Origin of the sequence: Leclercia adecarboxylata, assembly GCF_006874705.1 — a bacterium.
Lineage (GTDB): Bacteria > Pseudomonadota > Gammaproteobacteria > Enterobacterales > Enterobacteriaceae > Enterobacter > Enterobacter adecarboxylatus_C.
The window spans coordinates 1,852,003-1,875,203 of sequence record NZ_CP035382.1 but is presented as its reverse complement, the minus strand read 5'-3'; the positions used below and the strand labels follow the sequence as shown (position 1 = coordinate 1,875,203).

The window sequence follows — 23,201 nt, the reverse complement described above, 5'->3', positions numbered from 1 at the left end:
ATTGGAAAAATTAATGAGTAACGACCATTTTTTGCTTAAATGATCTAACGAAGATCCTGGACGATCCTTGCGATTTGCCCTGGAGCCCGTATAATTCCCCACCCGGCGCGTGGGACTCGAAGACCTGCGTCTGATGCTGCTCAATTTGCACGCTAAAAACGTGCGGAAAGACGCGGGAAATAAGGAAAGAGAATTGACTCCGGAGTGTACAATTATTACAATCCGGCCTCTTTAATCACCCATGGCTTCGGCGTCCAGTGTTCGTTATTCGTTCGGACTCCATAAAAAGTCATTGAATTTATTCAAGTTTAGGTAGAAATCGCCATGAAACGCACTTTTCAACCGTCTGTACTGAAGCGCAACCGTTCTCACGGCTTCCGTGCTCGTATGGCTACTAAAAATGGTCGTCAGGTTCTGGCACGTCGTCGTGCTAAAAGCCGTTCACGTCTGACCGTTTCCAAGTAATTAAGCTAACCCCTGCGTGGTTAAGCTAGCATTTCCCAGGGAGTTACGTTTGTTAACTCCCACTCATTTCACTTTCGTCTTCCAGCAGCCACAACGGGCTGGCACGCCGCAAATCACCATCCTCGGCCGCCAAAATTCGCTGGGGCATCCCCGTATCGGTCTCACTGTCGCCAAGAAAAACGTTAAGCGTGCGCATGAACGCAATCGGATTAAACGTCTGACGCGTGAAAGCTTCCGTTTACGTCAACATGAACTGCCTTCTATGGATTTCGTGGTGGTGGCTAAAAAAGGGGTTGCCGACCTCGATAACCGTGCTCTCTCGGAAGCGTTGGAAAAATTATGGCGCCGCCACTGTCGCCTGGCTCACGGGTCCTGATCGGCCTTATCCGGGTCTATCAACGCCTGATTAGTCCGCTACTCGGGCCACACTGCCGTTTCACGCCGACCTGCTCAAGCTACGGAATTGAGGCATTGCGCAGGTTTGGAATGATAAAAGGCAGTTGGTTGACGGTGAAACGCGTATTAAAATGCCACCCTTTACACCCAGGTGGAGACGATCCCGTCCCCCCAGGACCTTTTGATACCAGAGAACACTAACGATGGATTCGCAACGCAATCTTCTTATCATCGCTTTGTTGTTCGTGTCTTTCATGATCTTCCAGGCTTGGGAGCAGGATAAAAATCCTCAACCTCAGCAGCAGGTCACGCAGACAACGACCACCGCAGCGGGTAGCGCCGCCGACCAGGGCGTACCGGCCAGTGGCCAGGGTAAACTGATTACGGTTAAGACCGATGTGCTTGAGCTGACTATCAACACCCGTGGTGGTGATGTTGAGCAGGCACAACTGGTAACTTACCCGAAAGAGCTCGGTTCTAACGAGCCGTTCCAGTTACTGGAAACCACGCCGCAGTTTATCTACCAGGCGCAGAGCGGCCTGACCGGTCGTGATGGCCCGGATAACCCGGCTAACGGCGCACGTCCGCTGTATAACGTCGATAAAGATGCGTTTGTGCTGGCTGATGGCCAGAACGAACTCGCGATCCCGATGACTTACACCGATGCTGCGGGCAACACCTTCACCAAAACCTTCACCCTGAAACGCGGTGAGTATGCGGTGAACGTGGGCTATAACGTGCAGAACACCGGCGCGAAACCGCTGGAACTCTCCCCCTTTGGCCAGCTGAAGCAAACCATCAATCTGCCGTCGCACCGTGACACCGGAAGCAACAACTTCGCGTTGCATACCTTCCGTGGCGCTGCGTACTCCACGCCAGATACCAAGTACGAGAAATACAAATTCGACACCATCGCCGATAACGAAAACCTGAACGTCAGCTCAAAAGGCGGTTGGGTAGCGATGCTGCAACAGTATTTCGCGACGGCATGGGTGCCGAACAACGCTGGCTCCAACAACTTCTACACTGCCAACCTGAACGGCGTTGCCGCTATCGGCTATAAGTCTGAGCCGGTTCTGATTCAGCCGGGTCAAACCGGTACGCTGGGCAGCACCCTGTGGGTCGGTCCGGAAATCCAGGATAAAATGGCTGCCGTGGCACCGCACCTGGATCTGACCGTAGACTACGGTTGGTTGTGGTTCATCTCTCAGCCGCTGTTCAAACTGCTGAAGTGGATCCATAGCTTCCTGGGCAACTGGGGCTTCTCCATCATCGTTATCACCTTTATCGTTCGTGGCATCATGTACCCGCTGACTAAAGCGCAGTACACCTCCATGGCGAAGATGCGTATGCTGCAGCCGAAGATTCAGGCTATGCGTGAGCGTCTGGGCGATGACAAACAGCGTCAGAGCCAGGAGATGATGGCCCTGTACAAAGCCGAGAAAGTGAACCCACTGGGTGGCTGCTTCCCGCTGCTCATCCAGATGCCAATCTTCCTTGCGCTGTACTACATGCTGATGGGCTCCGTTGAGCTGCGCCATGCGCCGTTCGCACTGTGGATCCATGACCTGTCCGCACAGGACCCGTACTACATCCTGCCGATCCTGATGGGCGTGACGATGTTCTTCATCCAGAAGATGTCGCCAACCACCGTGACCGACCCGATGCAGCAGAAGATCATGACCTTTATGCCGGTCATCTTCACCGTGTTCTTCCTGTGGTTCCCGTCAGGTCTGGTGCTGTACTATATCGTCAGCAACCTGGTAACTATCCTTCAGCAGCAGCTGATCTACCGTGGTCTGGAAAAACGTGGCCTGCATAGCCGCGAGAAGAAAAATTCCTGACTTTAAGTAGGCCGGGTAAGCGAAGCGCCACCCGGCAAACGGAACATAAATTAAAGGGCGGTCTATGGACCGCCTTTTTTATTGCATTAAGAAGAGACAAACCATGAGCCAAAACGACACTATCGTCGCCCAGGCAACCCCACCGGGACGCGGTGGTGTGGGCATTCTGCGTATCTCCGGCCTGAAGGCGCGCGAGGTGGCAGAAGCGGTGCTGGGGAAACTGCCAAAGCCACGCTACGCCGACTATCTGCCGTTTAAAGATAAAGACGGCACGGCGCTGGACCAGGGCATCGCGCTGTGGTTCCCGGGCCCGAACTCCTTTACCGGTGAAGACGTGCTCGAACTGCAGGGCCACGGCGGGCCGGTGATCCTCGACCTGCTGCTGAAACGCATTCTGACCCTGCCGGGCCTGCGCATTGCGAAACCGGGCGAGTTCTCCGAGCGCGCCTTCCTGAACGATAAGCTCGATCTGGCCCAGGCCGAGGCGATTGCCGACCTGATTGATGCCAGTTCCGAACAGGCAGCACGCTCGGCACTGAACTCGCTGCAGGGGGCCTTCTCTGCCCGCGTAAACCATCTTGTGGAAGCACTTACTCACCTGCGGATCTACGTGGAAGCGGCCATTGATTTCCCGGATGAGGAGATCGATTTCCTCTCCGATGGCAAAATCGAAGCCCAGCTTAACGACGTGATGAACGATCTCGATGCGGTACGCGCCGAAGCGCGTCAGGGCAGCCTGCTACGCGAAGGAATGAAGGTGGTGATTGCCGGGCGTCCCAATGCCGGGAAATCAAGCCTGCTGAACGCGCTGGCGGGCCGTGAAGCGGCGATTGTCACCGACATTGCCGGTACAACCCGCGACGTTCTGCGCGAGCATATCCATATCGACGGTATGCCGCTGCACATCATTGATACCGCCGGTCTGCGCGATGCCAGCGACGAAGTTGAGCGCATCGGTATCGAGCGCGCCTGGCAGGAGATCGAGCAGGCCGACCGCGTGCTGTTTATGGTAGACGGTACAACGACCGATGCCGTTGACCCGGCAGAGATCTGGCCGGACTTTATCGCCCGTCTGCCGGCTAAACTGCCGATCACCGTGGTACGTAACAAAGCGGACGTTACCGGCGAAACGCTGGGCATCAACGATGTGAATGGTTACTCACTGATTCGCCTGTCGGCGCGTACCGGTGAGGGCGTGGATGACCTGCGTAACCATCTCAAGCAGAGTATGGGCTTTGATACCAGCATGGAGGGCGGTTTCCTTGCCCGTCGTCGCCATTTGCAGGCGCTGGAGCAGGCGGCGATGCATCTGGATCAGGGCAAAGCCCAGCTGCTCGGTGCCTGGGCCGGAGAACTGCTGGCGGAAGAGCTGCGTCTGGCGCAGCAGGCGTTAAGCGAGATCACCGGGGAGTTTACCTCGGATGACCTGCTGGGACGCATCTTCTCCAGTTTCTGCATCGGGAAATAAACCCGTTTCAGCCCTCTGCTAAAAAGCCGCATAACATCCCTGTTATTGCGGCTTTTTCCTTTTCTATATTACCTGAATAAATACCAAATATATCTGTTATATTCTCTGTGATTACAATCACAATTAATATCTCTGCACATAGACAAATATTCTCATTCGAATAGTGTAGTAGCGTGTCTAATGAGGATAAATCAATGACGATTATCTTAAATACATATATCACTTCTAAGTGGTTCAATATTGACAATAAAATTGTCAATCACCATCCGTAATCTCCCTTCGCCTCTCATTCTCTATGCAACCTGAATAGACGAATACTCTATTTATCCGGTATGCCTGAAATTATTGCGCCCGTATGGCTGCAATTGTGCCTCTGCACGCCTCGATCCGTGAGATATATTCTCCCGGTCGTGTGGCGATATAGCGGGCCCGGGCATGCCTGTATTAATGGTTATTAAAAATAGCCACCAGCACCGCTGCGATAAAAACAGGAATTATATAATGGAAAACTTCAAACATTTGCCAGAGCCATTTCGCATCAGAGTTATTGAGCCAGTTAAGCGCACCACAAGGGAGCATCGCGACAACGCGATTATTAAATCGGGTATGAACCCCTTCCTGTTGGATAGTGAAGACGTATTTATTGATTTGCTGACCGACAGCGGCACCGGCGCGGTCACACAGAATATGCAGGCCGCCATGCTGCGCGGTGACGAAGCCTATAGCGGAAGCCGCAGCTATTATGCGCTGTCCGATGCGGTGAAAGAGATTTTTGGTTATCAATACACTATCCCGACCCATCAGGGACGCGGCGCCGAGCAGATCTATATTCCGGTGCTCATTAAAAAGCGCGAGCAGGAGAAGGGATTAGACCGCTCGAAAATGGTCGCCTTTTCTAATTACTTTTTTGATACCACCCAGGGACATAGCCAGATAAATGGCTGCACCGTGCGCAACGTGTATATCAAGGAAGCCTTTGATACCGGCATCCGTTACGATTTTAAAGGTAACTTTGACCTTCAGGGTCTGGAAAACGGCATCGAAGAAGTGGGGCCGGGCAACGTCCCTTATATTGTCGCGACCATTACCAGCAACTCCGCCGGTGGGCAGCCGGTGTCGCTGGCAAACCTGAAGGCGATGTACGCGATTGCCAGAAAATACGATATTCCGGTGGTGATGGATTCCGCGCGCTTCGCCGAAAATGCATACTTCATTCAAAAACGTGAAGCGGAATATAAAGACTGGACTATCGCGGAAATTACCCGGGAGACGTACAAGTACGCGGATATGCTGGCCATGTCGGCTAAAAAAGATGCCATGGTGCCGATGGGCGGCCTGCTTTGCATTAAGAATGACGACTATTTCGACGTCTATACCGAGTGCAGAACATTGTGCGTCGTCCAGGAGGGCTTCCCGACCTATGGCGGTCTTGAAGGCGGCGCCATGGAGCGTCTGGCGGTCGGCCTGCACGACGGCATGGGCCAGGACTGGCTGGCATACCGTATTAATCAGGTGCAGTACCTGGTCGACGGCCTGGAAGCCATCGGCGTGATTTGCCAGCAGGCGGGCGGACATGCGGCCTTTGTGGATGCCGGTAAGCTCTTGCCGCATATTCCTGCAGAGCAGTTCCCGGCGCAGGCGCTGGCCTGTGAGTTATACAAAGTGGCCGGTATTCGGGCAGTGGAAATTGGCTCGTTCTTACTGGGCCGCGATCCGAAAACCGGTAAGCAGTTACCCTGCCCGGCAGAGCTGCTGCGTTTAACCATTCCGCGCGCCACCTATACGCAATCGCATATGGATTTCATCGTCGAAGCTTTTAAACATGTGAAAGAAAATGCGATGAATATTAAAGGATTAACCTTTACCTACGAACCTAAAGTATTACGTCACTTCACTGCCAGACTCAAAGAAGTTTAACCTTCTGTCCCCGGGTGGCTAAATGATTTTAGCCGCCCGCAAAATAAATAGTTCAATAACATCAGGCTTACCATAATTGATGGGGGCACCATGGATAACGCTTTAGAATTAGAGACTAAACACTCATCGGTTTGGGGTGTCATGGTTATAGCAGGTACCGTTATTGGCGGGGGAATGTTTGCCTTACCCGTGGATCTGGCGGGAGCCTGGTTTTTTTGGGGCGCGTTTATTTTAATTATCGCCTGGTTTTCAATGCTCCACTCCGGGCTATTATTGTTAGAAGCAAATTTAAACTATCCCGTCGGTTCCAGTTTCAATACCATCACCAAAGATCTGCTTGGCAATAAATGGAATATCGTCAGCGGTTTCACGGTCGCCTTTGTACTTTATATCCTGACGTATGCTTATATCTCCGCAAACGGTGCCATCATCAGTGAAACCATTGCCATGAATCAGGGGACCCATGTTAATCCCCGGATAGTGGGTGTCTGTACGGCAATCTTCGTGGCAGGCGTACTGTGGTTTAGCTCACTGGCGGCCAGCCGCATTACCTCGCTGTTTTTAGGTATTAAGATCATCGCCTTTATCGTTGTGTTCGGCTCCTTCTTCTTTCAGGTCGATTATTCAATCTTACGAGACATCAACGTTACGCCGGCCAGCAATACCACCTACTTCCCCTATATCTTTATGGCCCTGCCCGTCTGTCTGGCATCGTTTGGGTTTCATGGCAACATTCCCAGCCTGATCATCTGCTACGGCAAGCGAAAAGATAAACTGATAAAAAGCCTTGTCTATGGCTCGCTGCTGGCCCTTTTTATCTACCTGTTCTGGCTCTATTGCACGATGGGGAACATTACACGCGACAGCTTCAAGGAGATCATCTCGTCCGGGGGCAATGTTGACTCGCTGGTAAAATCCTTCCTCGGTACCCGACAGCATGGGGTGATTGAATTTTGCTTACTGGTTTTCTCCAATTTAGCAGTGGCCAGCTCGTTCTTCGGGGTCACCTTAGGCCTGTTCGATTATCTTGCCGACCTCTTTAAACTCGATAATTCACCGTCTGGTCGCCTGAAAACGATTATGCTGACCTTCCTGCCGCCCACCCTGCTCTACCTGATCTTCCCGAACGGGTTTATCTACGGTATTGGCGGGGCGGGATTGTGCGCCACCATATGGGCGGTGATTGTCCCGGCAATCCTGGCGCTGAAAGCGAGACAAAAATTCCCGAATAAGACCTTCACCGTCTGGGGCGGCATGGTTGTCCCGTCGATAGTGATCCTGTTCGGTATCCTGGTCATCGTTTGCTGGTTCGGTAATACCTTCCATTTCTTACCGCGCTTTGGCTGAAGCTGACTGAACCTCTGCAAGGTTCTCATCAGAAGGTGATTTCCTGTCAGGAAATCACCTTTGTCCAAATGGCAACTCGCCACCTTCCCTTTCTCCCCCTATGCTTCATGCCTGACTTTATGGGGGGGTTATGGCTCGTTTTCTGTTTTGTAGTTTTGCGCTGGTGCTGCTTTATCCATCGGGCATTGATATGTATCTGGTGGGTTTGCCACACATCGCCCGCGATCTGGGTGCCAGTGAAGCGCAGCTGCATATCGCGTTTTCGGCCTACCTGGCGGGGATGGCGTCATCAATGGTGTTTGCCGGAAAGATTGCCGATAAAGCCGGACGGCAGCCGGTCGCCATTACCGGGGCGGTGATTTTTGCACTGGCCTCCGTGCTCTGTTCAATGGCAGAGGAGAGTTCGCTATTCCTTACCGGACGCTTTATCCAGGGCGTCGGCGCAGGCGGCTGCTACGTGGTGGCTTTTGCCATCCTGCGCGATACCTTAAGCACCCAGCGTCGCGCCAAAGTGCTCTCCATGATGAACGGCATCACCTGCATTATCCCGGTGCTGGCGCCGGTGGTGGGTTACCTGATTATGCTGCAGTTTCCGTGGCAGAGCCTTTTCTGGACGATGGCGGCGATGGGGATGCTGGTCTTTATCCTGTCGATCGCGGTACTGAAAGAGACCCACCCCGGAGCGCAAAACCGGGAGCATAGCGCGTCTGTCCCGCCTGACGAGAAGCTGCTCAACCGCTTCTTCATCAGCCGGTTGCTGGTCACCACCCTGAGCGTGGCGGTGATCCTCACCTATGTAAACGTTTCCCCGGTGTTGCTGATGGAAGTGATGGGCTTCGATCGCGGAGAATATTCCACGGTGATGGCCTTAACCGCGCTGGTCAGTATGGCGGTCTCGTTCTCGACGCCGTTTGCGCTGAACATCTTCCGCCAGCGCACCTTGATGCTGACCTCCCAGGCGCTGTTCCTGGCGGCAGGTGTGATTCTGGCGACCGCCGGTTCACAGGCGATGATGCTTGTCGGTATTACCCTGATTTGCGCCGGGTTCTCCGTCGGCTTTGGCGTGGCGATGAGTCAGGCACTCGGCCCGTTCTCGCTGCGTGCAGGCGTAGCCAGCTCGGTGCTGGGTATCGCCCAGGTCTGCGGCTCTTCGCTATGGATTTGGCTGGCAGCCATAATGGGACTCAATGCGCTGAATATGCTGATCGGGGTGCTGATTGGCTGTAGCATGCTCTGCATCACCCTACTTTTGTTTATCCGGCCCGCAGCGCATCATGAAGAAGCCCCTCAGCAGTCTCGATCTTAACCTGTTGTTGTGCCTGCAGCTTTTGCTGCAGGAACGCAGCGTCACCAAGGCCGCGAAACGGATGAACGTTACCCCTTCCGCGGTGAGTAAATCGCTGGCGAAGCTGCGCGACTGGTTTGACGATCCGCTGTTTGTGAAGACTCCGCTGGGGCTGCTGCCGACGCCGCTGACGGTGAGTCTGGAACAGGATCTGGCCGACTGGATGCAGATAGGCAACCAGATCCTCGATAAATTTCACCCTGACTCCCCCGGCGGCCTGACGTTTGAGCTGGCGGCGGAAACCCCGCTGATGCTGATCCGCTTTAATGCCCTGCTGGAACAGGTGAACCAGCGCTATCCGCAGGCCACGGTGAAGATGCGCCACTGGGATTATGATTCGCTGGACGCCATAACCCGCGGGGAGGTCGATCTCGGCTTTACCGGGCGCGAAACACATCCCCGCTCCCGCGAGCTGTTAAAGCTGATGCCGTGGTTTATTGACTACGAAATTTTGTTCAGCGATCGCCCGTGCGTCTATCTGCGCGAAGATCATCCTGCGCTACAGGAGGAGTGGAACCTCGAAACCTTCCTGCGCTATCCGCATATCAGTATCTTCTGGGAGCGTAGCGACACCTGGGCGCTGGATGAAGTGCTGAGAGAGATGGGGCGTACGCGCAATATCGCCATGAGCCTGCCCGGCTTTGAGCAATCGATGTTTATGGCGGCGCAGCCGGGCCATAACTACATTGCCACCGCCCCGCACTACTGCCATCACTACAATCAGCTCCACCAGCGGCAGCTGGTTACCCTACCGATCCCCATTGATGAGGCGCAGGCACTGAAGCTCACCGTGCCCTTCACCCTGATCTGGCATAAGCGTAACAGCCACAACCCCAAAATCCTCTGGCTGAGAAAGACCATCAAGGCGTTATACGGCCCGCCGTTGCGTTAGACGCCTTGTTTTCGCCTAAGAAAATGTAAAGTTCCGCCGCAAAACTTCCCTTACTCCCATTTAGCCATTAAAACAGTAAGCGAGTTAAGCGATAATCATGTAACCGTTTAACCTGACGACTGACCATTATCACGGAGCGAAAAATGGCTACGCATTTTGCAAGAGGGACGCTGACCGAGGGGCGGCTGGTTTCAACCAGACTCTCTTTAAACTGTCAAAACGAAGCGCGGATGCTTCCTGAACATCGCCGCACACGGTTTCTGGCTTCCCGGATGTTGCTCGCTGAACTATTGTTTATGCTTTACGGCACCAGCGAGCTGCCGAAGGTGATTACCGAACCAGAGGGTCGCCCTGTGTTCGCCGATCCGGAGCTTCCCCGCTTTTCCATTGCCTACGCTGGCAATATCGTGGGCCTGGCGCTGACAACAGAAGGCGATTGCGGTCTGGATATGGAGCTGCAGCGGGCGCTCCGCAGCCCGGATGGCTCTCACGCCCATGACACCTACCCGCTCTCCAGCAACGAGAACTTATGGGTGCGCAACCAGAACGACCCCCACGAAGCCAGAGCGCAGCTGATTACTCTGCGTCAGAGCATCCGTAAGCTGTCGGGCGACGCCAGCGACTGCGCCAGCCTGCTGCAACTGTTACCGGGCTCCGGCCGTCTACGGGCCGCCAGAGCCGCACAGGTAGAAGCCTTAAGCGACGCTGAAGATGTTCTGATCTGGTCTATCGCCGTCACTCCGGCCATTGAACGGCTAAAAATTTGGGAGTTCGACAGCCGCCTCGGATGGCAGAGTCTGCCGGACGTCCCCGCCCGTGCGAACGAACCGGCCGCGCGCCTGATGCGCCTGACCAGTCTACCGGCGGAAAAAGCGATTATTCTCACCTGACCTTTCAAGAAGGAGTAGTGATGTCTGATACGTTAAAGGTTGTTACGTTACTGGGAAGCCTGCGCAAAGGTTCATTTAACGGGATGGTTGCCCGCACGCTGCCGAAGCTGGCGCCCGAGGGCATGGACATTACCGCCCTGCCGTCGATCGGCGATATTCCGCTGTACGACGCGGATGTGCAGCAGGAAGAGGGGTTCCCGGCTGCGGTAGAAGCGCTGGCAGCGCAGATCCGCGAAGCGGACGGCGTGGTGATTGTCACTCCGGAATATAACTATTCCGTGCCGGGTGGCCTGAAGAACGCCATTGACTGGCTCTCCCGTCTGCCGGAACAGCCGCTGGCGGGTAAACCGGTGCTGATCCAGACCAGCTCCATGGGCGCGATTGGTGGCGCACGCTGTCAGTATCATCTGCGCCAGATCCTGGTGTTCCTGGATGCGATGGTGTTGAACAAGCCGGAATTTATGGGCGGCGTGATTCAGAACAAGGTCGACCCGCAGACGGGTGAAGTGATTGATCAGAGCACCCTGGACCATCTGACCGGTCAGCTGAGCGCGTTTGGGAAGTATATTCAGCGGGTTAAAGCGTAAGCAGTCCGGCCCCCTCCCACAGGGAGGGGGCTTTCTGTTTATCAGGCATCAATAAACGCAATCTTCAGCACGAACAGCAGCGCAACGACCATCACGCACGGGCTGATTTCACGCCAGCGTCCGGTGCCCGCCTTCATCACGCAGTAAGAGATAAAGCCCAGCGCAATCCCTTCGGTAATAGAGAAGCTGAACGGCATCATCACCGCGGTAATAAACGCCGGAACCGCTTCGGTCAGGTCGTCCCACTTCACGCGCGACAGGCTGGAGGTCATCAGCACGCCCACGTAGATCAGCGCACCGGCGGCGGCATACGGCGGTACCATGCCCGCCAGCGGTGAAAGGAAGATCACCAGCAGGAACAGCAGGCCAACCACTACCGCGGTCAGACCGGTACGGCCACCAACCGACACCCCGGAAGAGGATTCGATATAGGCGGTCACCGACGAGGTCCCGATAAAGGAGCCAGTGACGGAAGAGATACTGTCCACGAACAGCGCCTGCTTCATGCGCGGGAATTTGCCCTTCTCATCCGCCAGACCGGCTTTGTCGGTCACGCCAATCAGCGTCCCGGAGGAGTCAAACAGGTTCACCAGCATAAAGGAGAAGATCACCCCGGCCAGACCCAGGTTCAGCGAGCCCGCCAGATCGACGTGGCCAATCACGGTGGTCACGCTCGGCGGCGCAGAGACGATGCCGCTGTAGTGCACGTCGCCCAGCATCCAGCCCAGCAGGGTAGTAACGATAATGGAGACCAGCACCGCCGCGTGGATGTTGCGGGAGGCCAGAATCGCGATGATGAAGAAGCCCAGCACGCCCAGCAGCACGCTGTGGGAGGTCAGTTTACCGATGCTGACCAGAGTTTCCGGGTTTGCCACGATCACACCGGCGTTTTTCAGCCCCATCATGCCGATGAACAGGCCGATTCCGCTGGTGATGCCCACGCGCAGGCTGACCGGGATATTGGCAATCATCCAGTAACGCACGCGGAAAATGGTCAGGATCAGCAGACCGACGGCACCCCAGAAGATAGCGCCCATCCCCACCTGCCACGGCAGGCCCATCGCCTGGACCACCACAAAGGCGAAGAAGGCGTTCAGACCCATCGCCGGTGCCAGCGCAACCGGCAGGTTAGCGAACAGCCCCATCAGGATGCTGCCGAAGGCGGCGATAAGGCAGGTAGTAACGAAGACGGCACTGGTATCCATGCCAGCAACGCCCAGAATTTGCGGGTTCACAAAAACGATATAGACCATCGTCAGGAAGGTGGTGAAACCGGCGATCACTTCGGTGCGTGCCGTCGTGCCGTGTTCGCGCAGTTTAAACACGCGCTCAAGCAAACCCGTGCCAGAAGACTGGGTAGTGTGTTGTTGACTCATCATCTATTTCCGAACAAGGAGGGAAAATTCGTCGCTATCCTATACCAAAATGCGACAATAGGGGCGGTTGAGAGGCACTTTTTTTCATTGAATTTGCTTATACGGCAACGATTGCGTCTCAACGTTATGCAGCACGTAAACGTTAAACTTGTTAAGAAAGGGAAATGCATGTCTCAGATTGATGCAGTATTTTTCGACTGCGACGGTACGCTGGTCGACAGTGAGGTCATCTGTTCCCGGGCGTATGTCACCATGTTCCAGGAATTTGGTATCACGCTCGATCTCGAAGAGACGTTTAAACGCTTTAAGGGCGTGAAGCTCTACGAAATCATCGACATCATTAACGCCGAACACGGCGTCAGCCTCGCGAAAGCGGATCTGGAGCCTGTTTACCGCGCCGAGGTCGCACGCCTCTTCGACTCCGAACTGGAAGCGATCAATGGAGCCAGCACCCTGCTGGATTCAATGGCGGTGCCGATGTGTGTAGTCTCTAACGGCCCGGTGAGCAAAATGCAGCACTCTCTTGGCAAGCTGCAGATGCTGCACCATTTCCCGGAAAAACTGTACAGCGGCTACGATATCCAGCGCTGGAAACCCGATCCGGCCATGATGTTCCATGCCGCGAAAGCGATGAACGTCAACGTGGAGAACTGCATTCTGGTGGACGACTCCAGCGCGGGTGCGCAGGCGGGGATCGCCGCAGGCATGGAGGTATTCTACTTCTGCGCCGATCCGCACAACCCACCGCTGGACCATCCGAAGGTGACGACCTTTACCGACCTGGGCCAGCTGCCGGAACTGTGGAAAGCGCGCGGCTGGAATATCACCCGCTAAGCCTGATAAGCCGTAAAGCGACTCGCTTTACGGCTTTTTGCTATTTAAACAGTTTCTGGACGAAGTCCGCATAGGCCGGTCGCCAGACATCCATCTCATGATTCAGACCCGGATATTCGTGATAGTCGAACTTAATCTGGCGTTTCTCAAGCTCCTGCTTCAGCCCGGCGATATCCTTGCCCGTCACGGCATCTTTTTCACCTACCACAACGGTGAAATTGCGTAGCTGCTTATTGATGGCCTGCGGATCGTTGAGCCGCGCGCTGACGCCCGCATCCGGTACGCTGGTAGTAGTGACGCCGCTAAAGGTGGCCAGCCAGCCAAAGCGTTCAAGATGGTTCATGCCGGAGACCAGCGCCTGATAGCCACCCTGGGACAACCCCGCCAGCGCACGTCCTTCGGCATCATCACGCACATTAAACCGCTGGCTTATGAGCGGTATGATGTCGTTCATCAGCTCCCGATCGGCAGCCTGGGCATTCAATGGATAGAAGGCTTTGCGTCGCTCGTTCGGCACGAAGGTTTCAGGCACAATGCCGGCGGCGTCGGTTTCGGTATCCGGCACCACCACCAGCATCGGGGCAATCTTTCCGGCCGCGAGCAGGTTATCCATAATCTGCGCAATACGCCCCTGATCGATAGCCGAGCGCCCTGTATCACCAAAGCCGTGATAGAAGTAGAGTACCGGCAGCGGTTTCCCCTGTTCGCTGTAGCCCGGCGGCGTCCAGACGAAAAGCTGACGCTCCGACTTTAGCGCCGCCGAATGATAGGTCAGGGTAATAAGATCGCCGTGCGGGACCGGGTTAACGTCCAGAATACTGCCCGGCACCAGCACCATGCTGGTGTTCACCTGACGTTGTGGTTTGGTCATTGCCGTGCCGGTATCAATACTGCGTACACCATCAACGTTGAAGAAATATTCATACAGATTGGGCTGCATCACCGGCCCCCGCCAGCTCCAGATACCCGAAGCGTCTTTGGTCATCGGATGAATGTTTTCCGGGGTCGGGATCCCCACCACCACCGATACGCTTTTCGCCGCCGGGGCGAAGTAGCGATACGTCACCGTATTATCGGCATTTACCTGGGTGACATACTGGCTCAGCGGATAAGCGGGATCCGGGGCAGCGGGAAGATCTGCCGCGAAAGCCGATGGGCCGAGTGCAAGACAGAGCGTAATAACGGATAAAGCTGTTTTCATTCTTTTCATTAATATTGTCCTTTATGCGATCCAGTTACCACCAGATTTCAGCCTGCGCGCCAATGGCAAACTGATCCTTTTTTTGGTCTTCGAAGGTGAAATTATCTAATTCCGTCTCTTCGGCTTTAATATAAGTGCCATAAAAACGCAGTTCCGGGCGGGAGGTCAACATACTGGTATTCACTTTGAAAGTATGGAACAGCGTGGTTTTATAGCCTGATTCATAATATTTCTTGCCGGTCAGATCGGTGTTTTGCTGTTTGAAATAACCCAGCTCAACGCCTGACTGATTATATTGATCCCAGATATACGCCGGACGCACAACGGCGCGAATGGACTCGAAATCGGAATGGGCCCCGGTTTCATAGCTGTAAACGTCATTGCCGAAGGAGTACACCAGCGCGCTGGCCATGATGACGTCATCCCGTAGATACATCTCGCCCTGCGAGGTCACGCGCACCGCCGTCCCGTTGGTATGGTCGCCATAATATCTGCCGTTGGAGGTGGTAAAAGGGCTGGAACCGGCATAGCGCGAGAAGCTGCTGGCGATGGAGTTATTCGCCACCAGCACGGAATACTCATTAAATCCGCCGCTATCCAGTTTTTGCGTTAAGGTGGTGCCGACCATCCAGGTGTCTTTCCACGGATAATAGCCGTTATTATCCTGGTTATACTTCTCGCCTGAGCTTTGATTGGCCGCGACGTAGCGCCCGCTGACCATCAGCGAGGCTTTATCCCATAGCGGCAGTTCTTTATAACGCAGGTCGATGGTATTGGTGTTCAACTGCTGCTTGTTTTTGAGCTCGCGATCGTAGTCATCCACGTCTTCCCGCACCAGCGCAATATCCACCTTGCCGGGTCCCACTTTCCAGTTTTCCAGCCCTACGCCCGCTGCGGCATCCGTTCGTTGGGTTTTCCAGTCCAGCATCTGGATTTCGATCTTCGGTGCACCGTGCTTCCCGACCCAGAAATCGGCCTCCGGGGCAAACGGCAGGAACCCCTGGGTAGTCACGTACATATCGGAAAATTGCAGATAGTTTTCGCCGCCCGCGTTATCGCCAAACCAGCCGGTGGAGTACTGTTGGCCGACGTTGCCATCCAGCATCACAATGGCATCGACGCGTTTATTGCCTTCGTTATAGACCCGCTGCTTAAGCTGCAAATCGAACCAGCCCGAATATTCATTACCGAAGCGCCCCAGGGAGCCAATGGCCCAGGACTTTGGCGAACCATGCGATGCGGTGCCCCAGCCGGAGCGGAAATAGCCGTTATAGCTAAAGCCAATTTCATCTTTCACAAATTTACTGAAGTCTTTCATGGTGATGGAGGAATAAACCGCCTCGGTATGGGCATCCTCTGTTTTGACCAGTACGGCGTCGGGTTTTTTCGCCGGGCGGGCGGTCTGCGTTTTGACGATCTCCTTATCTTTATACTGCTGAAGCTCTGCCTGAGTCTCTTTTAGCGCCTTTTCCAGTAATTCGAGGCGCTGCTCCACCGTTAATGGCGCAGACACGGCCTGACCGAGAGGTGCCATCATTAAAATGGCCGAGGTAATAAGGGTTCTCCTGAACATAATATAAGTCCCTGTTAATTTATCTTTTAAAATAAAAAAACCTGAAAGCGATTAGCCTCCGCCAGGAGATAATCACTTTCAGGTTTTGCCCGCTTAATAGCGGTAACAATCCATTTTTGCTTAATAACGTTATTAGCGCATTAACGTATTTCAGTGGCTCGCGTTAATATCGGGATGTTTTAGGGTAGAAGACAAAAGAAAACAACCGGGAAAAGTTTGAAATGTGACTGACGGCAATGTTATTACGTGGGGAGGAAAAGAGTTATTCGTAGAGGAAATATTTTGATATTTAAATATAACGCCAGCAAAGCTGGCGTTAGGGGAAAAATTACTCTTTCGGATCTTTTCCGGCGAGCATTTTGTCCAGTTCATCCCCGCCGACGTGACGGAAATCCTGTCCTTTCACGAAGTAAAAGATATATTCGCAAATGTTCTGGCAGCGGTCACCGATACGCTCGATAGAGCGGGCGCAGAACAGGGCGGTCAGGACGCTTGGGATGGTGCGAGTATCTTCCATCATGTAGGTCATCAGCTGACGTACAATGCCTTCGTACTCCTGGTCGACCTTCTTGTCTTCACGGTAAATACGCACCGCTTCATCCAGATCCATACGCGCAAAGGCATCCAGCACGTCGTGCAGCATCTGCACGGTGTGGCGACCCAGCGACTCCAGGCTCACCAGCAGCGGCTGGTGCTGCTGGGAGAACTTCTCCAGCGCGGTGCGGCAGATTTTGTCCGCCACGTCGCCAATACGTTCCAGCTCGGCGATGGTTTTGATGATCGCCATGACCAGACGCAGGTCGCTCGCCGTCGGCTGACGCTTGGCGATGATGCGCACGCAGGCTTCGTCGATCGCCACTTCCATCATGTTGACGTGTTTGTCACCTTCCACCACGCGCTTCGCCAGCTCGCTGTCCTGGTTGTGCATTGCGGTGATCGCGTCAGAAAGCTGCTGCTCGACCATTCCGCCCATGGTCATCACCTGGGTGCGGATACTTTCCAGCTCTGCGTTGAACTGGCCGGAAATGTGTTTATTAAGATTGAGGTTGTCCATGGTTAACTCCAAATCAACCGTAGCGGCCAGTAATATAATCTTCGGTTTGTTTTTTGGCGGGTTTGGTGAACAGATCGTCCGTGTTACTGAACTCAATCAACTCGCCCAGGTACATAAACGCCGTGTGGTCAGAACAACGCGCAGCCTGCTGCATGTTGTGGGTCACGATCACCACGGTGTAATCCTGTTTTAATTCGGTGATCAGCTCTTCGATACGGCCGGTAGAGATCGGATCCAGCGCTGAGCACGGTTCATCCAGCAATAACACTTCCGGGCGAATGGCGATACCACGCGCAATGCACAGACGCTGCTGCTGACCACCGGAGAGAGAGTATCCGCTCTGGTGAAGTTTATCTTTGGTTTCGTTCCATAATGCGGCCTTGGTCAAGGCCCACTGCACGCGCTCGTCCATATCGGCACGGGAGAGCTTCTCAAACAGGCGCACGCCAAAGGCGATGTTGTCATAGATGGACATCGGGAACGGCGTCGGTTTCTGGAACACCATGCCCACTTTCGCACGCAGCAGGGCGATGTCCTGGGTATTGGTCAGAATGTTGTCGCCGTCCAGCAGGATCTCGCCTTCAGCGCGCTGCTCCGGATAGAGTGAATACATTTTGTTAAAGGTACGCAGCAGCGTGGATTTCCCGCAGCCCGACGGACCGATGAATGCCGTAACCTGGTTTTTGGCAATATCCAGGTTGATGTTTTTCAGGGCATGGAACTTGCCGTAGTAGAAGTTCAGATCACGAACCGCAAGTTTACCCGGGGCAGTATCGACCATACTCATTGACTCATTTCCTCATCCGGCGCCGCAGAGTGCCACGCCGTCAATAATTAACCGTGTTTCTTCTTCGCGAAAATAACGCGCGCCAGAATGTTCAGTAACAGTACGCACAGGGTAATAATCAGGACCCCGGCCCAGGCCAGCGACTGCCATTCGGCAAACGGGCTCATCGCAAATTTAAAGATGGTCACCGGCAGGTTGGCAATCGGCTGCATCATGTCCGTGCTCCAGAACTGGTTGGAGAGCGCGGTAAAGAGCAGCGGCGCGGTTTCACCGGCAATACGGGCCACAGCCAACAGTACGCCGGTCAGGATCCCGGAGATGGACGCCTTCAGAGTAATGGCAGAGATCATCTTCCACTTCGGCGTACCCAGCGCGTAGGCCGCTTCACGCAGGCTGTCCGGTACCAGTTTCAGCATGTTCTCGGTGGTACGGATGACGATAGGCACCTGCAGCAGCGCCAGCGCAATCACCCCGGCCCAGCCGGAGAAGTGCTCCATCTGCGCCACCACGATGGTGTAGACGAACAGACCGACCACAATCGACGGGGCAGAGAGCAGAATGTCGTTAATGAAGCGGATCACTTCCGCAATCCAGGATTTACGGCCGTACTCCGCCAGATAGATCCCCGCCATGATGCCGAGCGGCGTACCGAACACGGTCGCCCACAGGATCAGCAGGCCGCTGCCCGCCAGGGCGTTTGCCAGCCCGCCGCCGGCGGTATTGGGTGGCGGGGTCATCTCGGTGAACAGCGCCAGCGACATGCCGTCGATACCGCGCGTTACCGTGGAGAACAGGATCCAGACCAGCCAGAACAAACCGAATGCCATCGTCGCCATCGAGAGCGTCAACGCGAGGCGGTTCTTCATGCGGCGCTTCGCCTGCATTTTGCGGCGAGATTCCGCCAGCTCCACGGTGTTTTGCATTTCGAGCGTTGCCATTAGCGTGCCCCCTCATTTTTCGCCAGGCGCATGATCATCACTTTGGAGATCGCCAGGACGATGAAGGTGATCACAAACAGAATTAAGCCCAGTTCCATCAGCGCGGCAACGTGCAGGCCTGATTCCGCTTCAGCGAATTCGTTAGCCAGCGCCGAGGTGATGCTGTTGCCCGGCATATAGAGCGAGGCGCTGTCGAGCTGGTAGGTGTTACCGATGATAAAGGTCACGGCCATGGTTTCACCCAGCGCGCGGCCCAGACCCAGCATGACGCCGCCAATTACCCCATTTTTGGTGAACGGCAGAACGATACGCCAGATAACTTCCCAGGTGGTGCAGCCGATGCCGTAGGCCGACTCTTTCATCATCACCGGGGTTTGTTCGAAGACATCGCGCATCACCGCCGCGATGTAAGGAATAATCATGATGGCAAGGATGACGCCTGCGGCCAGGATCCCGATACCGAATGCCGGACCGGAGAAAAGGGCGCCCACAAACGGGATGGCGGAGAGGACGTTGCCCACCGGCTCCTGGAAGTAAGTCGCGAACAGCGGCGCAAAGATAAACAGGCCCCACATGCCGTAAACGATACTCGGGATCGCCGCCAGCAGCTCGATGGCGATACCCAGCGGACGCTTCAGCCAGTTCGGCGCCAGTTCAGTCAGGAACAGGGCGATACCAAAGCTCACCGGCACGGCAATCAGCAGGGCGATAAACGAGGTCACCAGCGTGCCGTAGATCGGCACCAGCGCACCGTAGATATCGTTCGGGGCATCCCACTCTTTGGTCCACAGGAAGGAGAAACCAAATTTCTGGATGCTCGGCCATGAGGAGAAAATCAGAGACACGATGATGCCGCCCAGCAGCAATAGCACAATCAGCGCAGCCAGTCTTACCAGCGCGCTGAAAATCATGTCACCTTTTTTACCCGGAGGGTTAAATGCAGGCTTGGTTGCAGCCATAAATTACTCTTCTGTTTGAGACGTCTTACGAATATGCCCGGTGGCGCTGACGCTTACCGGGCCTACAGGTGGCGCCGTAGGGCGGGTTAGCGCCAGCGCCACCCGCCATCTTCGTCAAAAATATCCTGTTAGTACAGCGCTTTACCGCTGCTGTCTTTCACGTTGGTTTTCCATGCAGCACGAATCTGCTCAACCACGCTGTCCGGCAGGCTGGCGTAATCCAGGTCGTTCGCCTGTTTGTTGCCGTTTTTGTATGCCCAGTCGAAGAACTTCAGCACTTCAGTACCCTGCTCTGGTTTCTTCTGCTCTTTGTGAACCAGGATGAAGGTAGTGGAGGTGATTGGCCACGCGCCTTCGCCTTTCTGGTTAGTCAGGTCCTGAGCGAAAGATTTGCTCCAGTCAGCGCCTTTAGCCGCGTTAGCAAAGTTCTCTTCGGTCGGGCTTACTGGTTTACCGTCAGCAGAAACCAGCTTGGTGTACGCCAGGTTGTTCTGCTTCGCGTAAGCATATTCTACGTAGCCGATTGAGCCAGGCAGACGCTGTACGAAGGCAGCGATACCGTCGTTACCTTTCCCGCCCAGACCGGTTGGCCAGTTAACGGTAGAGCCGGAACCGACTTTCGATTTCCACTCTTCGTTCACTTTCGCCAGGTAGCTGGTGAAGACGAAGGAGGTACCGGAACCGTCAGCGCGACGAACCACAGCGATGTTCTGCGAAGGCAGTTTCACGCCCGGGTTCAGTTTGGTGATGGCTTCGTCATCCCATTTTTTGATTTTGCCGAGGTAGATATCACCCAGGGTTTTGCCATCCAGCACCAGCTCGCCGGACTTCAGGCCAGGGATATTCACGGCCAGCACAACACCACCGATAACGGTCGGGAACTGGAACAGGCCTTCCTGCGTCAGTTTTTCATCAGACAGCGGAGCGTCAGATGCGCCGAAATCAACGGTATTCGCGGTAATTTGTTTAACGCCACCGGAGGAGCCGATACCCTGGTAGTTGACCTTGTTACCAGTTTCTTTCTGGTAGGTATCAGCCCATTTGGCATACACCGGCGCAGGGAAGGTTGCACCAGCGCCAGTCAGGCTTGCCTCTGCGAATACAGAGAACGCGCTCATCGATAAGGTCGCGGCGACAACAGTTGCGACAGTGGTACGCATAACTTTCATAATGTCTCCTGCAAGATTTTCGTAAATCGTTGTTTAGTGGCTACGATGAGCAAAATAGGACAAAGAGGTGACAGATAAATGTACGAATTATGACAGTTTTATGACAGCGAGAATTTCGCTTTGGGAAAGTTAAAATAAAGATTAAATATCAGCAGGTTGAATATCATTATGACATTAAGATTTCAGAAAAATTTTCTTTCTGTGACACTGAAAAAGTTAGCTGAAGATGACAGTTTGTCATTAAAAAACGCGGATAAAAAAGCTCCACCCGAAGGTGGAGCCTGAAGGGATTACTCTACGGTAACGGACTTCGCCAGGTTACGCGGCTGGTCAACGTCGGTACCTTTAATCAGCGCGACGTGATACGCCAGCAGCTGCAGCGGTACGGTATAGAAGATTGGCGCAATCACCTCTTCCACATGCGGCATCTCGATGATGTGCATGTTGTCGCTGCTGACGAAACCGGCATCTTTATCGGCGAAGACAAACAGCACGCCGCCACGGGCGCGGACCTCTTCGATGTTGGATTTCAGTTTTTCCAGCAGTTCGTTGTTAGGTGCCACCACGATCACCGGCATATCCGCGTCGATCAGCGCCAGCGGGCCATGTTTCAGCTCGCCTGCGGCATAGGCTTCCGCGTGGATGTAGGAGATCTCTTTGAGCTTCAGGGCACCTTCCAGCGCGATCGGGTACTGATCGCCACGACCGAGGAACAGGGCGTGATGCTTGTCGGAGAAGGCTTCCGCCAGCGCTTCAATGCGTTTGTCCTGAGAGAGCATCTGCTCAATACGGCTCGGCAGCGCCTGCAGGCCGTGTACGATGTCATGCTCAACAGAGGCATCCTGGCCTTTCAGACGAGCCAGTTTCGCCACCAGCATCAGCAGGACCGTCAGCTGGGTGGTGAACGCTTTGGTGGAGGCCACGCCGATTTCGGTGCCGGCTTTGGTCATCAGCGCCAGATCGGATTCACGTACCAGAGATGAACCCGGCACGTTACAGATCGCCAGCGAACCGAGGTAACCCAGCTCTTTGGACAGACGCAGCGCCGCCAGGGTGTCGGCGGTTTCACCGGACTGCGACAGGGTGATCATCAGGCTGTTACGGCGTACGGCCGATTTGCGATAGCGGAATTCAGAGGCGATTTCCACATCGCACGGCACACCGGCCAGGGCTTCAAACCAGTAGCGGGAGACCATACCGGAGTTGTAGGAGGTACCGCAGGCCACGATCTGAATATGCTCGACGTTAGCCAGCATCTCGTTGGCGTTAGCCCCCAGCTCATTCAAATCCACTTCGCCGTGGCTGATGCGCCCGGTCAGGGTGTTTTTGATGGCGTTTGGCTGCTCGTAGATCTCTTTCTGCATGTAGTGACGGTAAGCGCCTTTATCGCCGGCGTCATACTGCAGATTAGATTCGATATCCTGACGCTTCACCGGCTCGCCAGTTTTATCAAAGATTTTCACGTCGCGACGGGTCACTTCCGCAATATCGCCCTCTTCCATGAAGATAAAGCGACGGGTGACCGGCAGCAGCGCCAGCTGATCGGAGGCGATGAAGTTTTCGCCCATCCCCAGACCAATCACCATCGGGCTGCCCGAGCGAGCGGCCAGCAGGGTGGACGGGTCACGGCTGTCCAGGATCACGGTGCCGTAGGCACCGCGCAGCTGGGGGATCGCACGCAGTACGGCTTCACGCAGCGTACCGCCCTGCTCCAGCTCCCAGTGAACCAGGTGAGCAATCACTTCGGTGTCGGTTTCAGACACGAAGGTATAACCGCGCTCAGTGAGTACTTCACGCAGCGGCTCGTGGTTTTCGATGATGCCGTTATGCACCACCACAATGTGTTCAGAGACATGCGGGTGCGCGTTGCCTTCAGAAGGTTCACCGTGGGTCGCCCAACGGGTATGGGCAATGCCTGTGCCACCGTGCAGCGGAGTTTCTTCCGCAGCCTGGGCCAGCATGTTTACTTTACCGAGGCGGCGCAGACGGGTCATGTGCCCTTCTGCATCGACCACTGCCAGACCGGCAGAGTCATAACCACGGTATTCCAGACGACGTAACCCTTCGAGAAGGATTTCAGCAATATCACGCTGCGCGACTGCGCCAACAATTCCACACATAGTTTTAGATTCCGAATAGAGGCTTTCGCCTGCGTTGTC

22 protein-coding genes are annotated in these 23,201 nt (G+C 54.8%); 13 read left to right on the top strand and 9 right to left on the bottom strand.

Translation table 11 applies throughout. The features are described 5' to 3' along the window. Nucleotides 1-324: 324 nt before the first annotated feature. From rpmH to ES815_RS09900, 12 genes are all read left to right on the top strand, one after another. Entirely contained in the window at nucleotides 325-465 is a 141-nt protein-coding gene (rpmH, locus tag ES815_RS09955; protein ID WP_002220736.1) for a 50S ribosomal protein L34, read from the top strand. A gap of 16 nt (nucleotides 466-481) precedes the next feature. Then, complete coding sequence (rnpA, locus tag ES815_RS09950; RefSeq protein ID WP_014072458.1) at nucleotides 482-841, top strand: ribonuclease P protein component; 360 nt, start codon at nucleotides 482-484, stop codon at nucleotides 839-841. Then, complete coding sequence (gene yidD / locus ES815_RS09945; protein WP_132729115.1) at nucleotides 805-1,062, top strand: membrane protein insertion efficiency factor YidD; 258 nt, start codon at nucleotides 805-807, stop codon at nucleotides 1,060-1,062. Before rnpA ends, yidD begins: the two co-directional genes overlap by 37 nt. A 2-nt stretch (nucleotides 1,063-1,064) precedes the next feature. Beyond that, a complete protein-coding gene (gene yidC, locus ES815_RS09940; protein ID WP_142487660.1) occupies nucleotides 1,065-2,705 on the top strand; it encodes a membrane protein insertase YidC in 1,641 nt (546 codons plus the stop codon). Nucleotides 2,706-2,808: 103 nt separating this feature from the next. Continuing rightward, a complete protein-coding gene (gene mnmE / locus ES815_RS09935; RefSeq protein WP_142487659.1) occupies nucleotides 2,809-4,173 on the top strand; it encodes a tRNA uridine-5-carboxymethylaminomethyl(34) synthesis GTPase MnmE in 1,365 nt (454 codons plus the stop codon). Nucleotides 4,174-4,367: 194 nt separating this feature from the next. After that, complete coding sequence (gene tnaC / locus ES815_RS24140; protein WP_138370951.1) at nucleotides 4,368-4,445, top strand: tryptophanase leader peptide; 78 nt, start codon at nucleotides 4,368-4,370, stop codon at nucleotides 4,443-4,445. Between the two features lie 229 nt (nucleotides 4,446-4,674). Beyond that, on the top strand, nucleotides 4,675-6,090 hold the full coding sequence (tnaA, locus tag ES815_RS09925; protein ID WP_142487658.1) for a tryptophanase: 1,416 nt from the start codon (nucleotides 4,675-4,677) through the stop codon (nucleotides 6,088-6,090). Nucleotides 6,091-6,180: 90 nt separating this feature from the next. Further along, complete coding sequence (gene tnaB / locus ES815_RS09920; RefSeq protein ID WP_142487657.1) at nucleotides 6,181-7,437, top strand: low affinity tryptophan permease TnaB; 1,257 nt, start codon at nucleotides 6,181-6,183, stop codon at nucleotides 7,435-7,437. 130 nt (nucleotides 7,438-7,567) lie between these two features. Next, a complete protein-coding gene (locus ES815_RS09915; protein ID WP_142487656.1) occupies nucleotides 7,568-8,743 on the top strand; it encodes an MFS transporter in 1,176 nt (391 codons plus the stop codon). Continuing rightward, nucleotides 8,712-9,674 (top strand): HTH-type transcriptional regulator YidZ, encoded by a 963-nt coding sequence (gene yidZ / locus ES815_RS09910; RefSeq protein WP_142487655.1) that lies wholly within the window; start codon nucleotides 8,712-8,714, stop codon nucleotides 9,672-9,674. The genes ES815_RS09915 and yidZ overlap by 32 nt, the downstream gene beginning before the upstream one ends. A gap of 143 nt (nucleotides 9,675-9,817) precedes the next feature. Next, a complete protein-coding gene (locus tag ES815_RS09905) occupies nucleotides 9,818-10,564 on the top strand; it encodes a 4'-phosphopantetheinyl transferase superfamily protein (RefSeq protein WP_142487654.1) in 747 nt (248 codons plus the stop codon). 20 nt (nucleotides 10,565-10,584) lie between these two features. Beyond that, nucleotides 10,585-11,151: an NADPH-dependent FMN reductase gene (locus tag ES815_RS09900; RefSeq protein WP_142487653.1), complete on the top strand. Its 567-nt coding sequence runs from the start codon at nucleotides 10,585-10,587 to the stop codon at nucleotides 11,149-11,151. Nucleotides 11,152-11,192: 41 nt separating this feature from the next. Here ES815_RS09900 and ES815_RS09895 read toward each other — a convergent pair whose 3' ends face one another. Further along, nucleotides 11,193-12,527 carry an NCS2 family permease gene (locus tag ES815_RS09895; protein ID WP_142487652.1) on the bottom strand — a complete coding sequence of 445 codons (1,335 nt, stop codon included), beginning with the start codon at nucleotides 12,525-12,527 and terminating at the stop codon, nucleotides 11,193-11,195. 168 nt (nucleotides 12,528-12,695) lie between these two features. On the opposite strand from ES815_RS09895, the gene yieH reads away from it, so the two are divergent. Further along, complete coding sequence (gene yieH, locus ES815_RS09890) at nucleotides 12,696-13,361, top strand: 6-phosphogluconate phosphatase (RefSeq protein WP_142487651.1); 666 nt, start codon at nucleotides 12,696-12,698, stop codon at nucleotides 13,359-13,361. A gap of 40 nt (nucleotides 13,362-13,401) precedes the next feature. Here the strand turns inward: yieH and ES815_RS09885 are convergent, their stop codons facing one another. The 8 genes from ES815_RS09885 to glmS all read right to left on the bottom strand — a co-directional run bounded on the left by ES815_RS09885 (nucleotide 13,402) and on the right by glmS (nucleotide 23,162). Further along, nucleotides 13,402-14,562, bottom strand: a complete 1,161-nt coding sequence (locus tag ES815_RS09885) for an alpha/beta hydrolase (RefSeq protein ID WP_142490038.1) — start codon at nucleotides 14,560-14,562, stop codon at nucleotides 13,402-13,404. Between the two features lie 34 nt (nucleotides 14,563-14,596). Next, nucleotides 14,597-16,135 (bottom strand): carbohydrate porin, encoded by a 1,539-nt coding sequence (locus ES815_RS09880; RefSeq protein ID WP_142487650.1) that lies wholly within the window; start codon nucleotides 16,133-16,135, stop codon nucleotides 14,597-14,599. A gap of 328 nt (nucleotides 16,136-16,463) precedes the next feature. Next, on the bottom strand, nucleotides 16,464-17,189 hold the full coding sequence (gene phoU / locus ES815_RS09875) for a phosphate signaling complex protein PhoU (RefSeq protein WP_103177617.1): 726 nt from the start codon (nucleotides 17,187-17,189) through the stop codon (nucleotides 16,464-16,466). Between the two features lie 13 nt (nucleotides 17,190-17,202). Further along, nucleotides 17,203-17,976: a phosphate ABC transporter ATP-binding protein PstB gene (pstB, locus tag ES815_RS09870; protein ID WP_142487649.1), complete on the bottom strand. Its 774-nt coding sequence runs from the start codon at nucleotides 17,974-17,976 to the stop codon at nucleotides 17,203-17,205. A 47-nt stretch (nucleotides 17,977-18,023) separates the two neighbouring features. Further along, nucleotides 18,024-18,914: a phosphate ABC transporter permease PstA gene (gene pstA / locus ES815_RS09865; RefSeq protein ID WP_142487648.1), complete on the bottom strand. Its 891-nt coding sequence runs from the start codon at nucleotides 18,912-18,914 to the stop codon at nucleotides 18,024-18,026. Next, entirely contained in the window at nucleotides 18,914-19,873 is a 960-nt protein-coding gene (gene pstC, locus ES815_RS09860; RefSeq protein WP_142487647.1) for a phosphate ABC transporter permease PstC, read from the bottom strand. The genes pstA and pstC overlap by 1 nt, the downstream gene beginning before the upstream one ends. 128 nt (nucleotides 19,874-20,001) lie before the next feature. Next, nucleotides 20,002-21,042 carry a phosphate ABC transporter substrate-binding protein PstS gene (gene pstS, locus ES815_RS09855; protein ID WP_142487646.1) on the bottom strand — a complete coding sequence of 347 codons (1,041 nt, stop codon included), beginning with the start codon at nucleotides 21,040-21,042 and terminating at the stop codon, nucleotides 20,002-20,004. 290 nt (nucleotides 21,043-21,332) lie between these two features. Next, nucleotides 21,333-23,162 carry a glutamine--fructose-6-phosphate transaminase (isomerizing) gene (glmS, locus tag ES815_RS09850; protein WP_142487645.1) on the bottom strand — a complete coding sequence of 610 codons (1,830 nt, stop codon included), beginning with the start codon at nucleotides 23,160-23,162 and terminating at the stop codon, nucleotides 21,333-21,335. Nucleotides 23,163-23,201: the final 39 nt, after the last annotated feature.